Genomic DNA, 15,355 nt, shown 5'->3' with positions numbered 1-15,355 from the left:
TTATTCCTTTAAATCATTCCAGCAGATGATCTAGATAAATTAATCCATCATATTGTTCTTGCGGGACCATCTTATAATCATAAGCACCAATGACAAACGCTGTATATAATTTTTCTTCAAGAAATCCACTCGTCTCAAAGTCTATAAATACATCTTCCTGAACCCTGTTGCCAATGTATCCCTCTAATGTATCATCATCAGTTTTTCTTGGTGTTTCATAATGTTCCGGCAGTAATTTATAAGTGTCCGCTTCATTATAGTAAAGGCCAATGTTATAGACATCGTGTTCACTGTCTCTCAACAATGCTCCTAATGATTCAGTTCTTTCGTCTTTTCGTTCTACTTTAAAAACTTCGTGGGTATTATCTATTTTAGTGACATCATAGTTTGAATGTCCGTTCGCCACCCATACAATTGCTTTATCATCATCTTCCATTTGTGCCAGAACCTTATCGGCCATCCCTATTTCACGATAATCATAATACTCGACAAGTGCATTATCAAAATTTATTTTTGAATAATAATTCTTGATATTCTCATGTCTTGATTCTATGTAATCCTGGGATGCTTGCGGGAGTTCACTAAAGAATGTTTCATTTCTAATCTCTTCATAGACGTCTCTTGGTCTTTCCAGATTCCCAACGTGCTGGTTTAAAAATAATCCTTTACTGAACCAATCTCGTAAAGCAAACTCAGATTTTTTAAATTCCTCAGCTAAATCCTTACTATACAAACTGATTTCTTCTGTAATGTTTTCTTCAAGCAGAGAAATATGACTCGCTCTGTTAGTCGTAAATACTGGCGCCCAATCCATAGGTAATGCTTTAATATTTTCATGGTCACCCGTTAAATAATCATTAAATATTGACTGATGATACTGTTCAGCCACTCCTTCTTTCATATCCAATCCTTTGTTTTTATAATAATTAAATTCCGAATCCCCGGTTTCTAAAAACAGTTTATTAAAGCCGTGTTCTTCTGCCAGATAATTTATAAGCTCGACTTTTTTCTCAGTGATATCTGCAGACCAATGTGTACTTTCACCTAAAATTACAATATCCTGACTCCCTAATATATTACCTATTTCTTGAAATTCTTCATTTAATACATAATAATCTTTAGATTTAGCAGCGCCTGTTTCAGAATTTGAGTCACAACCTATTAATAATATTATTAATACAACTGTAAAAAGAAGTTTAACTTTCATTAGATATTTTCCTTCCATATTTGATTAAAAATCCTTATAAGTATAATATTAACACTTCAGTAAGCGGTTACATTTAATGATTTCTTAAATAATGTTGTGAAGTAACCTTATAAAGAATACTTCCTCTCTATACCTTCAAACTCTTTCATCAGACTTTTTCCATCAACAGTATATTGTGCAATATCATTATGTTTAAACCTTTTCCCATCAACAAAAACTGTATTGATATCCAGTATGTTCTCAAGTTTTTCAACAGGGTTACTTTCTAGCAGCAGATATCCGTTATCTTCACCAATAACTTCTTTCGATTCTACCGCAGCTTTCTTTAGAATTTCAAAGTTATTCAGATTGAAGTTCTTAAACTCATTTAACTCTTCAATCATACTTAATCCAGGATAGACCCATGTACCGGCCGGTGCATCTGTACCGATATATACTTCTCCACCGATTTCCAGGTACTTGCCGGTTATGGCTTTAACCTGTTTATACTCCCATTTTTGACGACTTCTAAAGTCTTCATTCAGCTGAGCATCAATTGCATTGAACTGATCATTAACCTTGAACACTTTATCCTCATCCAGCAGTTTCATCTGCTTCGATGATTCCAGTTCCTGCGGATTAAAAATACGTCCTTCTGCCAAATGTCTGTACAGCGTTAAAGTTGGTACAATCTTTACTTCTTTTTCTATTAAATGAGCCAGTACGTCTGTTAATCTCTCTTCATCCATTTCGATTTGACTGATACGATTGAACTCATCTTGAGAAATTTGAGTATTATAATTCGGATAAAGACTGTGAACGATGCTCGAAGCATGCTCCAGCCATTTCACGCCGTAATCTGCAGCTTTGATTGAATCAATAGACTTTGTATGAAGCAGATCAGCAGCCACTTCCAGATTCATTTCACCGCTCTTTTTACCGACTGCTTCCAGAACTTCCTCCTGGATATTACCGTAGACTTTGACGAACTTTGCGCCCTGCTTATGCAGCTCATCAACAGCAGCCAATGCGGTTTCAATATCATTCGTAGAAATATTGCCGTATGACGTCGGACCCCATAATCCTGGTTCACCGTCTATAAAACGATACGTTGCATAGACATTCGGTGTAACATCATCAATAAGATTAAGCATCTCAAAATTACCGCCTGTATTTCTGACAGACGTTACACCGCTGTATAAATAATGCTTCGCACTCGTCGGCGTGATATGCGTATGCATGTCCACAAGACCCGGCATCAGAAATTTACCTGAACCATCAATCTCTAAATTATCTTCTGATGGAATATTGACATCCTTCACTTCAATTTTCTTATCTTCGAGATTAATCCAATTAACATTTATAATTTCTATCAAGCATTCCCACTCCCCAGTGTTGTTTTGACATTCCTATGTTAAGTCGTACTTGTATATCAATTCCCCTTCAGGATCATATTCTCCTGTGAATTTGAATCCCAGTTCTTCATATAATTTACGGGCGATGCCATTACTCTCAACAAAACTCAAATAAACAATGTTTACATTATATTTTTCTGTCACAATCTCAATTAATTCTTTCATAGCTAGTTTACCGAAACCTTTACCCTGATACCTACCATCAATAATGATTCTATCTATCCATACATCCGGGTTTTCACCAAAAGCACCGTACATGGCAAAACCGACTATTGTTTTATCATTATAAATTGCAACTGGACACCATTGTTCATATATTTTTGCTTCTTCCATACATTCCTCAACTGTCTCAATAAATGACTGCTGATTTTCTTTAACACGTATTTTTCTCACTTCGTTAATATTATATTCATCAATTTTTTTAATGTTAATATTAGTCATATTATCTACCTGATCCTTAAAAACGTTATTAAAAGCTTTAGTTTTCAATCTTATCGATATAAATTATCCCGTCATATTGTTCTCTTGGTATAAACTGTTGTTCTATAAAACCTTCGTGATATGAGTTCAATGTTTCTTTAGACCACTCTGCAGAATCTAAATCGATAAATATCTTTTCCTTGTCATATCCAGACAAGATACCTTCCAAATAATTTTCATCTGTAATATGTTCTAAATCTTCATTCTCAAAGTATAGTGAATCAAATTGATTCGCTTGATTAAAGTAAACCCCAATCATGTATGTTTTAAAATCTGCCTGGTCTAAATATAATCCTAGAGAATTAAACTCTTGTGCCATGTACTCCCCTTGTTCATCATTGGGATAACTGACAGAGGACGGATTTTTTAGGATGTGGAAATTATGTACCCACAGTATTACTTTATTTCCATCTTCAACGAGCTCGCTGACATTGTTAAACATCCCAAGCCCTCTTCTTGAATAGTAATCATCATCAGCATTATCATATTGCCCTGCAAAGTCTACAGAAAGTGGTCCATCTAAAATAGTTATTCTATTTTTAATAAATTCACGTGTACTTTCATCTAATTCATTAAAATATTCACTTGATAAAATCTTTTCATAACCTGTCTGTATTTCATTTAATTCATCAAACGGCAAATTATAGCCGTCAATAAAAACCGTGTCTTTGGAGATTTCTCTGATTCTGTATTCATTTTGGAGAAACGAGTTGGCACTATCTTCATTATAAGGAGCAATTTCTTTTGCGATATTTTCTGAATAATAAGCATTAAAATGAGAGTTATTATAGACAACCGGCTGCCAATTAATTCCCTGAATCTCGAGTTCTATTGAACGGCTATAAACATCCTCAAATAACTGATTAAATGAATCACGTCTGAACATATCTGCTACAGCTTCATTTTGAATAATTTCAGGCGTTAAATCATTTGCTTTACTGTTATAGTAATTGAGTTCAGCTTTTGAAGATTCTAAAGCCAGAACGTTGTAATTACTGTGCTGATTTAAATATTCAATTAATTCCAGCTTTAAGTGATCAATATCTTCTGAACCATGCGTTGATTCACCTAGTACTAAAACATCATTCTGATCCAGAAAATCAGCAATTTGTTCAAATCCATCGTCACTTTGCAACTCTATTATTTCTTCCTCAGTATTCGAACAAGCAATAAGAAAAAACAAAAGAATGAAACTAAAAATAAGTTTTGTTTTCATTAATTTCTCCTTTATCTAAGAATGATGTTAGACTGTCTTTTCTATAAAACTTTCAAATTTATCTTCCTCTTCAATATCAGGCATATGATTACTGTATTCAAAAGTTTTTAATGTTGCGTTAGGCATTAAATCTGCTGCTTCTTTACTGAAGACATAAGGACACTGTGCATCATGACGTCCGCAATAAATATATGCACGCACATCACTTTTTTGGAGTTCATCTCTTAGGTCATAATCTTTTAATTCTTTCGTAAAGTAATCAATTTTAAACATTAACGTTCTGCCGCTGTTCTTTCGTTTCAGCATGTCATAGTATGCATCCTTTCGGTAGAGTGACATCATTATCCATTCTTTAGCCAGTTCAATTCTTTCTTCACGTGTTACTTCAGGTACTCTCATTTCTGCAAAGATATTTTTCATTCGCTGATTATTTGGATTGTTTTTGCAGTAAATACTTTCAGGATGATTCATATATTCACCGGATGCACATAACCCGCCTGCAATGATTTTAGTCAGTGATTTCGGATACATAACAGCATATTTCAATGCCAGAAAGCCTCCAGTAGAATGACCTGCAAACGTCCATTCTTCTACACCGAGTGTTTCTCTTACCGCTTCCAGATCATGAATGGCATCATCCATACTGTATGTGTATTTCTCTGTCTTATCATCAGACTGCCCCGCACCCCGCAGATTAATCACATATACTTTGTAATGTTCACTTAGCTGCTGCGACATGATATCTCCGTTTGAATTATATTCGCTGTACAAATGAGTGTATGCCAACGGCTCTCCCTGACCATATACAAATACTTCAAAAGTTCCTCTTTTTGAATGCACCAATTCTGTATTAAACATGACTAATCCCCTTTGACTATGTTTACACTATTTTTAAATCCCATCCACATTCTCACTAATAATTCTCTTAACAAACGCTTCTTTAAAATCTGTGTACTCTAATATACCCTCGGATTTGTTATTCAAGAACTCTTCTTTAATATTTAAATACTGTCTTCTTGCTTCCTCATTTTCATTTAAATAATCTCTAAAGAATATGAGGTCATCCCATAGTTGTTTCCGATATTCAACAAGGTGGATAAAATGAGTCTTCACCTGATAAGAATCATCTTTAAACTTAGCCAGTACAATTTCTCCAGATCGTTCCACTTTTAATCTTAAAAAGCCTTCTTTACCAAAGCACTGAAAAAGTGACTTATCAACGGAGTTCAAATCATTAACTCCAACGAGAATATCGATAATCGGTTTAGCCGGCATACCTTTAATCGCCGTACTGCCGATATGCTCAATTCGTTCATCTTCAAGACCTGTACTGTCAATCAGTCCTTGTTTCACTTTCTCAAACTCGTCAGCCCATTTATCTGTGTAATCCACAATTCTTACTTCGCTATGCTCAAGTCCTAATTCCATCAAATACATCCCCTTTGATTTAGATGTGTGCAGAACTTCTATCTTTCCTCAAGTATATAAATCTGGCTAAAGATTTAGTAGTCTTAAATAATAAAAACAAGTTTGCTATAATGGATGTAATGAATTTAGATGGCAGTGATTGAGTAAATCACTGTCTTTTTTTACTTCAATTAATGATGAAGGCAGATGTTTAATATAATCAATATGAGAAATAATAAATTCAGGACGTTATCTTTCGTATGTTTCACAGCATGTGTTCTGGTTTGGATACCTAATGTAGTCTTCCAAACATCAAGCCCCTTCTGGTTACTGACTTTCATAGTTGCACCTATAGGAATTGCTTTTGGCCTGCTCGCTAAAAATAAGTTGCTGACTATATTAAATATAATAATGTTCTTTAGTTTCTTTATATTAATGGCGACTGGTTACATTTTAAATTCGCTTTTATAAAAAGAGACACTTCATATTTTATACAATGATGTTCCTGGGCGATGTTATCGGACTAAGTATGAGTGCAAATTTTTAAAAATAAAACTCTAAAGGAGTTTTCAAAATGAAACTATTACTGCTTTTTATATCTGTTTTAAATCTAATCTATGTATTTATAACTTCAGTTTCAGATGAGTTTGATAATATTTTTCTGGTTCCATTTGGATTTCCTTTAATAACGACTACAATATTGTTTATTTTAAGTGTCGTATCGTTCATATTTGATGAGAATGGCACAAGTAAAAGAACGTTAAGTATCCTAAATACAATTATTAATACCCTGCCCATACTACTTGTTGCTCAAATGTTTATATTTTTATAATTTTATAAAATCAACATAAAAAGAGCAGCCGTCATATTATTTATAATGGCTGCCTTCCTTCCTATATAATCCTGCACTTAAATTAAATATCTTCTGCATACTCTTCCTTATCCTGGTTCAATGCAACAAATCCTGCATTCAGATAAGTTGCATATGCTGTCCATGCTACATATGGTACCAGCAGTAATCCCGCAACTTTATTTGTTTTGTAAAATGCGACTGTTGTCAGTAAGACGCTCGCAAATAATACATAGCTTTCAATCAGCGCTGTGCCTCTCAATTTAAACTTGAAGTACAGCAGACTCCATAAGTAATTCAGCCCGAGCTGCGAGTGATACAGATAAGCATTTGCAGAAGAGTCTTTTCTTGATGACTTAGTAATCGTACGGGCAATTCCCATTGTCGTATAAAGGATTGGCCATACAATACCAAACGCTTCTTTCGGCGGTGAAAACGGCGGCTGCTTATACTTCTGAAAATCTTCCTTTGCATATTGCGTTGTCAGTAAACCCACAACACTGCCTCCTATAACCGGCAGAGCAATATCAGTAATACGTTCCAGTTTATTCATCAAAATCCTCCTTCTAACATTAGTCTTCTATACCCTTAAATAACGAATAAAAAAACAGACCTTTATGAAATCATAAAGGTCTGAGCAATTTATAAAGTTAATACCATTCTTACTGTCTTTAGAATATGTCCATCAAAATTATCATCATATTCGTCAACTGTTCTAAATCCTTTTACTTTATAGAATGCCATACCGATTGTATTCTCTTTCTCCACATCAAGATGAATTTCTTTCACATCTTTCAGCTTTTCAATTCCTGTATTTAACAATGATGATCCTATTCCTTTGCCCTGATATTCTGGAAGAAGATATATCGCGCTTAATTCTGTTTGTCCCTGCTCATTCACCGGCGTAAAGTTAGCAAAGCCTGCGATAGTATTCTCCTCTTCAGCCACCAGTATTAGCGAATGCTCCAAACGTCTTTCCATCATCTCATCGTTATAGGCCCCCTTTAAAAAGTTCTCCTGAATTTCAATTGGAATAATACCTTCATAAGTCGTATTCCAGCTCTTTTTCGCTGCGTACTTAACCTGCTTTGTATCTTCTTTTACCATTTCACGGATGATGCAGTTCATAACGAGGCCCCTTTTCTTCTTCTGATATAATCATTAGATCTACGTCTGTTATTTAGACAAATAATCAAACGCAGTTAAAGTATGGATTTTCGCTAAATCTATCAGCTCTTCTATTTCTATATATTCATCAGGTCCTCCAAGGTTATATGGATTAAGACCACAGTTCACAGTTGGGACATCTTTAAATATCCTGTAATGTCTGGCGTCTGAAGCTCCCACTCTTACTGTATTCACAGGTTCTTCACCGGTTATATACTTAACATTATCAGCGGTATAAGAAAAAATCTCTATGAAGGAATTCTTTCTCCCTTTTAATACGCCGCCACGTGTCCGTCCGCGCGGTTTTCCGTGCCACCGTAGAGTATGCCTGTTTCCGGGTCTCTCCATATAATCTGTCCCCGACCAAATGAGCCTGAGTCTAATTTCATTTCAATATTATGCCCCCGTTTAATCAGGTCTTCTGCGATCTGATGAGGGAAGTTTTTCTCCACCCATACTGTCTTATCTTTAACCCACTGCCAGCGCGGTGCATCCAGTGCTGTCTGCGGGTTATGGTTAAAGTCAATTGTATTCATCGCCACCTGCACATGTCCCTGCGGCTGCATAAATCCGCCCATTACACCGAATGGCCCGAGTGCGTCTTTCCCTTTAGTAATGAAGCCCGGAATAATCGTATGGTAAGAACGTTTATCAGGGCCCAGTGCATTTGGTGATTCCGGATCCAGGTTAAAATCGCATCCTCTGTTCTGCAGACCGATGCCAGTCCCAGGTACAACGAGTCCTGAACCGAATCCCATATAGTTGCTTTGTATAAACGACACCATATTCCCTTCTTCATCTGCCGTAGACAGATATACCGTGCCGCTCGCTTTCGGTTCACCTGCTTCAGGCTGTCCTGCTTTGTCCGTAATTAATTTCAGACGTTCTTTCGCATATGCTTCGTCCAGCATATCTTCAGCTGTAACGTCCTTCATATACGCCTGATCTGCAATATATTTCTCCCCGTCTGCGAATGCCAGTTTAATTGCTTCAATCTGTTTATGATATGTATCCGTCGATTCCTTATCTGCAATATCCATATGTTTCAGTATATTTAAGGCCGATAAAGCGATAATGCCCTGGGTATTCGGCGGTATTTCCCAAACATCATATCCTCTGTAGTTTACCGATATCGGGTCCACCCATTCAGGTTTGTATTTCGCCAAATCCTCTTTCCTTATGTAGCCGTCGTATGCTCTCGAATATTCATCTATTTTCCGGGCAATATTTCCGGTATAAAACGACTCGCATTCAGTTTCTCCGAGCTCTCCCAATGTATCTGCCATATCCTGTGACTTCCAGATCTCTCCAACCTTCGGTGCTTGCCCGTCTGGCGCAAACGTTTCAAACCAGTGATCGAACTCGTCGCCTTCGAACGCTTCTTTAAATCTGACAGCCGCCCTGTTCCATAACTTCGCGAGAACAGGTGAAATCGGATAACCCTCTTCCGCATACTGAATCGCCGGCTGCATTAAATCTTTAAATGGCAGTTTGCCGAACCGTCTGGAAAGCTCGGCCCATGCACCAGGCTGTCCCGGAACAGTGACCGGAGTAAATCCGTATTTAGGAATCTCATCGTAGCCTGCTGAGCGGACTTTATCGATTGAAATAGAAGCGGGTGATTTACCGCTGCCGTTTAAACCGTAGAGCGTATCCTTGACCCAGACGAGTGCAAACGCATCGCCGCCGATACCGTTAGTCGTCGGTTCAACGACAGTGAGTGCTGCAGCAGTGGCAATCGCAGCATCAATAGCGTTGCCGCCGTTCTGCATAATGGTGAGCCCGGCTTGAGCCGCTAGAGGCTGCGACGTGGCAACCATCCCCTTTTTAGCGACGACAGGATTACGCTGTGAATGATAAGGATTGTAGAGCGTGTCGAAATTTTTCATTAAAATATCCCCTTTGTTATGTAGCGGTTGTGTATATAAAGATTATCACAACGGAAATGGTGGAACAATTTTTAGTCAGAATTTTTAAATAATAACAGATATAAAGAAGCTCACTCCTCAAAAAGGAACGAGCTTTCATTAATTTCTATTTAATTGCCTGAAGCACATCATACAAATGTTCCTTAAATAAATCCCTATCCACTTTTTCACACACTCTGACATTCGGTTCCTTACCTAACCGTCCATTGATATCAACTAAACTGTAACCGCGTGTCAGTTCTCCTTTTGTTTCCACATCAACGTAATACTTAGTATACTTCTCCATAATTCTTTCATCAGCTGCGATTGCAACCAGCAATGTATCAGGATGAGTCGTTCCATTCAGTTTATGTACTTCTTTATTAAATTTCTTCACTACTTTGTTCACGTCTTTAAAGAACTGTGAACCTGCTGTACCAAAACTTTCAATTTCAGCATGCTCTTCATCGAACATCAGAGAGTAATCTGTACACATATCCCAACCGACCATAGTCATTTCAATACCTGACTGCAGCACTAATTTAGCAGCTTCAGGATCAACGTAAAAGTTATACTCAGCAGCCGGCACTATATTGCCTAATGAATTGTTCGTTCCACCCATAATATACAGATGTTCAATCTTCTCTGTAATACCCGGATCCTTTTTAATCGCCATAGCAATATTCGTTAAAGGCGCAATCGCAAGAAGCGACACTTCACCTGGATTATCGTTAATCATATCGATGATAAAATCAATCGCATGCGTCGATTCGGCAGAACGCTCAGGTTTAGGGAAGAAAGAATCACCCATACCATCGCTGCCATGTACATCCTCAACTGTCGTATGCGCCTGTTCAGTATTACCAAAAATCGGTCCGCTGTACCCAGGAAAAACAGGAATATCAGCCTTACCAGCAACCTGTGTCGTATATAACGCATTATCAATCTGCTGATTAAAATCAACGTTACCGCCGGTGATTGTAATACCGAGAACGTCGAAATTATGTAGAGCAGTTAAAATTGCTATCGTGTCGTCTCCAGCGGTGTCAGTGTCTATGATTACTTTTTTCAAACTTTCTCCCTCCAAATTTAAATTATGTAAGTGATTCCAGTCATATCTCACCTTATATTATGTCAAATTTATTAATATATTTCGAATTAAAAATTAATTCGTTCCAAGATCTTTATAAAAAGAATTAATCAGGTATAATTAAGTTAACATAATCAGAATATTAAATTTAATAGGACGTGAGTTTTATGAAAAACGAAGTTGATTTAGTAAAGTTTTTTACTAATAATTCTCATGAAAAGATATTAGAGTTTGACTTCGAAGATTTCTTGTCAGATGTCAATGATGGGAGAATATCTATCACCAGTGCTTACCTCTATGAGAAGTTATTTTTTGATAAAGAAAAAGGAATAAATTTCATTGAAAAACTCGGATTTCAATTTGAGTCTAAAGATGAAATAGCAAAAATAGATGGTGATTGTACAGTTCAACAACAGAATATTTCATCTCCGGAAGAAAATAATTCAGAAGATAAAAATATTAGTGTTCCTGATGAAATTAAAGATACTGAAATGGATGATGATTTTGATTTCCTTACAGACCTAGAAGATAGTGATGACTTCAAAGAAATGGCTGATATAGAACTCACTGATGTAATAGTTCATCATGATTATAACGAAGTTTACTTTGATAGATTAAATACTAATAATACCGAAAAAGATATAGATACAGTTGAGCAAATAATACTGGCAAATCAAGGACTTGTACAAAAAATTGCTTCTCACTATGAAAAAATAGTTGAAAATTCGATACTCGATATAGATGATCTAATTTCTAGCGGGAACTGTGGTTTGAGGACTGCTATACAGAAGTTTGATCCAACACTCGGATATAAGTTCTCTACTTATGCTACTACTTGGATAAGACAAAATATTCTTAGAGATATTGCTAATTATAAACTAACTATCCGTCTGCCTGTTCATATTCACGACAAAATAAACTCACTAAATAAAGCTTTTAAAGAATCCGGAAACGATGATTTCATGGAGCAAGTTAATTATAGTATGACCGCTCTAGACATGAGCGAAGACACAATTATGAATTTCTTAAGAATTGATAAACAATTTAATCAAGGGATCGCTTCTTTACATCATTTAGTAGGTGAAGACCAATCCACTCCACTGGAGAGCTTTGTCGATGCTTCTAATAGAATTAATGGAGATTACATCAAGACTCCTGATGAAGAATTAATGAGAAGTTCATTCCTCGACGAAATTAATGTAATCTTCGATGATAGACTTGATGAGCGAGAAAAATATATTCTTTCAATGAGAATAGGGTTAAATAATAAAGAACCGATGACTTTGGAAGAAATCGGAACAGAGTTGAATGTAACTCGGGAGCGAGTTAGACAAATAGAGGCAAGGTCTTTTAGAAAGTTAAAAAATCAATTTACGAAATTAAAGTTCAATGAATATTTGGAGGAGTTTTCTAATGTCTGAAGGGTTTATAGACCTAATAAAAACTAAGCTAACAGTGCTAGTAGGATTTACTGAAGAAGAGTTGAAAGTATTTCCTGAAAAACTATTAGATATACCAATTGCAAATGGATTAGATAAATTCCTAAACTCTGAAGTACAATCCAGAGATTTTATTTCTAATTTCCAAAATATTACCTCGCCAAAATGGATCACTTATGAAGAGTTCATCCAGTTTCGAGACCTCATCAATATTCTTCTAGATGATAACGATATATCGATCTTATATAATAATAAATTTATTTCAATTTATCCTTATAATCATTCCTTTAGTAATATTGATTTGTATTATAAATCTTTATATGAAGATGATGATTATCAAGCAACTCCAATAGATGAAGCTATAAATTCAGTATATCCTTCAATCCATAATATAAATGGTGAATACTTTATAAGTATAGATGACGATCTGTTGAATAAATTTGTTCAATATGGCTTCTATAATATAGACAAGGATCTCGATGATAAAGACGAATTAGATGATGTTTCATTTAATTATTCATTTGAATATAACGGTGATCCTAGGACTATAGTGGAGTTAAATCAATTTGTAGATTCTCATAACAAACAAATTATTGCGATAAGCTCAACTATTACAGAAGAAGTTCTCAACGTTGTAAAAGCCTTATCTTCATATAGAGAGGATCACTCTTTTTATATTTATCATCCCAAGCAAAAGAAAAAGATTATTAGTCGAGAAAAAGAATATCAGGAAATTCTAAACAAATATTGGGGATATGACAGCTTCTTAAATTTAGATATATATACCGATACACGAAAGCGAGAAGCTTCAAAAATTAGCCAGGCACAAATCATTGATGATATTGTCACACAGATGGAATCCTCAATCGAAGGAGCAACTCCTCGTGATATCTTTGTAACGTCATCTACGGGTGCAGGGAAATCTGTTATGTTCCAAGTCCCCTCCCTTTATATTAGTAAAAAATATCCTGATGAAAATCCCTTAACATTAGTTATTTCACCATTGATTGGTTTAATGAATGACCAAGTTGAAAATTTAAATAAGAGAGAAATCAACAATGCCAAAACAATAAACTCAGGTCTCACACCGACCGAAAAAGCAGTTATTTCTCAGGATATTAAGGACGGTAAAATTGATTTACTATACATTTCTATTGAAACTTTAATAAATAGATCTGATATTCAAGATCTCATCGGTGATAGAAGAATTGGATTATTTGTAGTAGACGAAGCTCATACAATTACTACGTGGGGACGTACTTTCCGTGTTGATTATTGGTATATGGGCAGTTATTTAAATAAACTTCGTAAAGAACATCATTTTCCAATAGTCACATTTACCGCTACTGCTATAATTGGTGGACCAGATGATATGTATGGTGAAATTAAAAAATCACTAAATCTAGTATCACCGATTCAATATATAGGTAGAGTTAAGAAAGACAATATTTCAATCAACGTCAAGAAAATTCAAGATGATGAAAAGAAAAAAAGTGGAAATGATGCAATAAGTATTAAACATAACGCAACTTTAACTAGAATTAAGCAAGTTGTTAAGAACGAAAAAAAGATGCTTATTTATTTCCCAACCGTTTCTAGTTTACGACATTTTAGTAAGTACATTTCTGGCTTAAGTCCAGATCTAGAAGATAAAGTTACTACTTATCACGGGCAATTGACACCTGAAGATAAACAAATAAATTTCAAAGCTTTTAAAGATGGAAATAGCAATATAATGCTAGCTACAAAAGCTTTTGGTATGGGAATAGATATACCTGACATTCAAATTGTTTACCACTATGCCATTACCGGAAATCTGTTAGATTATATTCAAGAGATTGGCCGAGTTGCTAGAAAAGAAGGCATGAATGGTTTAGCAATGCTAGATTATTTACCGAATAGAGATTTCAACGAATACAAACAGTTAAGGGCTTTATCATCTACAAAAAAAAATCAATTAATCGATGTGATGGATAAAATCCTGACTCTTTATAAGAAATCAGGAAATAAGAGACACTTAAATATAGATATTGAGTCCTTTGACTACTTATTTAATAAAGATGATGATGATCAAACTGACGATGAGCTAGAAAAGAAAGTTAAACTTGCCCTGCTCACCATTGAAAATGATTTTAGGGACAAATTAAACTACCCTCCATTTGTTTCAAGACCAGGCTCCGTTAACAGCCAAGACTATGTCATTGCAAATAAAGAGCTGATTAATCAAATAGAAAGCCCAAGATATAGAGGATATTTTTCTAAAATCTCAAATTTAGAAAACTCTTTTTATCAAGCAATATATATTTTTCGAACTGAAGATTATTGGAAGAAAAACTTTAGCACTATCTCATACAGACAATTTAAATTCTTCCTTGCCAAACGTGGAGATGAGATTCGTAGAGATCCCATACTAAGAAATTTAACTTTTGCTATACAGTATAAAGTAATCTTTGAACCTTCGGTTTCAGAAGAAAACATTACACAAAAACTTGATAATATTATTAGTAATACTGAAAAATCTTTACGATCATTTGCCACATCCCAGTCCCACTTCACTATTAAAGAATTTAAATCAAAATTATCAAGAACCATGTCTATAAAAGATCGAACAGCAGAAAAGTATGCCTCTATAATTTTAAGTACTCTGGTGCAACTAGATTCTATAAAAAATACCAGGTCCATTACACGCTATGATAATGACAAATATAAAATTACTAATAACTATGAAGATTTATTAGAACTACTTAAAGACTCTCTCAATAAATTAATTAATAAAGTAGCAAAACATGATAAAGGTCCATTTACAAATTATTATCTTCCTAGAATTTATAAGAGTGAAGAAACAGATTATCAGAATATATTGCTTGGATTTTTAGAAACTTTTGGTCTTTTAGCATTTGAATTAAATGGGGGTAATAAACCTAGTATTTCATTAAGAATTAACTCTATTGCGCAAATGCAACGTTTTGTCGAAAACCCTAATAAATATAACAATAAAATTCTAACTGATCAGTACTTTACTTATTTAAGAGCATTAGAAATGTATAAGCATTTATTCTCACTGGAAGTAGATGGGGAGAATCCTAAAGAAAAACAACAAAACTATACAAATGAATTTTGGAGAGTTGTTGAAGACTACTTCTTTGGGCAGATACCTTCTAAGGTACAGCATGCAATTCATAAAGATTAATATGAAAA

Annotated in this window: 13 protein-coding genes; 2 read left to right on the top strand and 11 right to left on the bottom strand. The window is 35.0% G+C overall.

Features of this window, described 5'->3' with window-relative positions; genetic code table 11:
* Positions 1–13 precede the first annotated feature (13 nt).
* The 11 genes from RZ44_RS00605 to RZ44_RS00555 all read right to left on the bottom strand — a co-directional run bounded on the left by RZ44_RS00605 (position 14) and on the right by RZ44_RS00555 (position 10,700).
* Positions 14–1,207, bottom strand: coding sequence for an erythromycin esterase family protein (locus RZ44_RS00605; protein WP_035807430.1), 1,194 nt, complete (start codon positions 1,205–1,207; stop codon positions 14–16).
* A 107-nt stretch (positions 1,208–1,314) separates the two neighbouring features.
* Positions 1,315–2,562 (bottom strand): amidohydrolase family protein, encoded by a 1,248-nt coding sequence (locus RZ44_RS00600; protein ID WP_035807429.1) that lies wholly within the window; start codon positions 2,560–2,562, stop codon positions 1,315–1,317.
* Positions 2,563–2,595: 33 nt separating this feature from the next.
* Positions 2,596–3,042: a GNAT family N-acetyltransferase gene (locus RZ44_RS00595; RefSeq protein ID WP_035811420.1), complete on the bottom strand. Its 447-nt coding sequence runs from the start codon at positions 3,040–3,042 to the stop codon at positions 2,596–2,598.
* A 37-nt stretch (positions 3,043–3,079) separates the two neighbouring features.
* Entirely contained in the window at positions 3,080–4,297 is a 1,218-nt protein-coding gene (locus RZ44_RS00590) for an erythromycin esterase family protein (RefSeq protein WP_035807427.1), read from the bottom strand.
* Between the two features lie 27 nt (positions 4,298–4,324).
* The gene (locus RZ44_RS00585; protein WP_035807426.1) at positions 4,325–5,155 is read right to left on the bottom strand and encodes an alpha/beta fold hydrolase; all 831 of its coding nucleotides are present in this window, start codon (positions 5,153–5,155) and stop codon (positions 4,325–4,327) included.
* Positions 5,156–5,188: 33 nt separating this feature from the next.
* Positions 5,189–5,725, bottom strand: a complete 537-nt coding sequence (locus tag RZ44_RS00580) for a GrpB family protein (RefSeq protein ID WP_035807425.1) — start codon at positions 5,723–5,725, stop codon at positions 5,189–5,191.
* 893 nt (positions 5,726–6,618) lie between these two features.
* Positions 6,619–7,107 carry a TspO/MBR family protein gene (locus RZ44_RS00570; RefSeq protein ID WP_035807421.1) on the bottom strand — a complete coding sequence of 163 codons (489 nt, stop codon included), beginning with the start codon at positions 7,105–7,107 and terminating at the stop codon, positions 6,619–6,621.
* A gap of 89 nt (positions 7,108–7,196) precedes the next feature.
* Complete coding sequence (locus tag RZ44_RS00565) at positions 7,197–7,682, bottom strand: GNAT family N-acetyltransferase (RefSeq protein ID WP_035807420.1); 486 nt, start codon at positions 7,680–7,682, stop codon at positions 7,197–7,199.
* A 48-nt stretch (positions 7,683–7,730) separates the two neighbouring features.
* Positions 7,731–7,916, bottom strand: a complete 186-nt coding sequence (locus RZ44_RS11220; RefSeq protein WP_141638959.1) for a M20 family metallopeptidase — start codon at positions 7,914–7,916, stop codon at positions 7,731–7,733.
* Positions 7,917–7,993: 77 nt separating this feature from the next.
* On the bottom strand, positions 7,994–9,610 hold the full coding sequence (locus RZ44_RS00560; protein WP_035807418.1) for a gamma-glutamyltransferase family protein: 1,617 nt from the start codon (positions 9,608–9,610) through the stop codon (positions 7,994–7,996).
* Between the two features lie 145 nt (positions 9,611–9,755).
* A complete protein-coding gene (locus tag RZ44_RS00555; protein ID WP_035807417.1) occupies positions 9,756–10,700 on the bottom strand; it encodes a nucleoside hydrolase in 945 nt (314 codons plus the stop codon).
* 185 nt (positions 10,701–10,885) lie between these two features.
* Here RZ44_RS00555 and RZ44_RS00550 point away from each other — a divergent pair, with 185 nt between their 5' ends.
* Both RZ44_RS00550 and RZ44_RS00545 read left to right on the top strand, forming a co-directional pair.
* The gene (locus RZ44_RS00550; RefSeq protein ID WP_035807416.1) at positions 10,886–12,139 is read left to right on the top strand and encodes a sigma-70 family RNA polymerase sigma factor; all 1,254 of its coding nucleotides are present in this window, start codon (positions 10,886–10,888) and stop codon (positions 12,137–12,139) included.
* Positions 12,132–15,347 (top strand): helicase-related protein, encoded by a 3,216-nt coding sequence (locus RZ44_RS00545; RefSeq protein ID WP_035807414.1) that lies wholly within the window; start codon positions 12,132–12,134, stop codon positions 15,345–15,347. The genes RZ44_RS00550 and RZ44_RS00545 overlap by 8 nt, the downstream gene beginning before the upstream one ends.
* Positions 15,348–15,355: the final 8 nt, after the last annotated feature.

Source organism: Jeotgalicoccus saudimassiliensis (genome assembly GCF_000756715.1).
GTDB classification, from domain to species: domain Bacteria; phylum Bacillota; class Bacilli; order Staphylococcales; family Salinicoccaceae; genus Jeotgalicoccus; species Jeotgalicoccus saudimassiliensis.
Note: the sequence above shows the minus strand (reverse complement) of the source record. Positions and strands in the feature narration are given on the sequence as shown.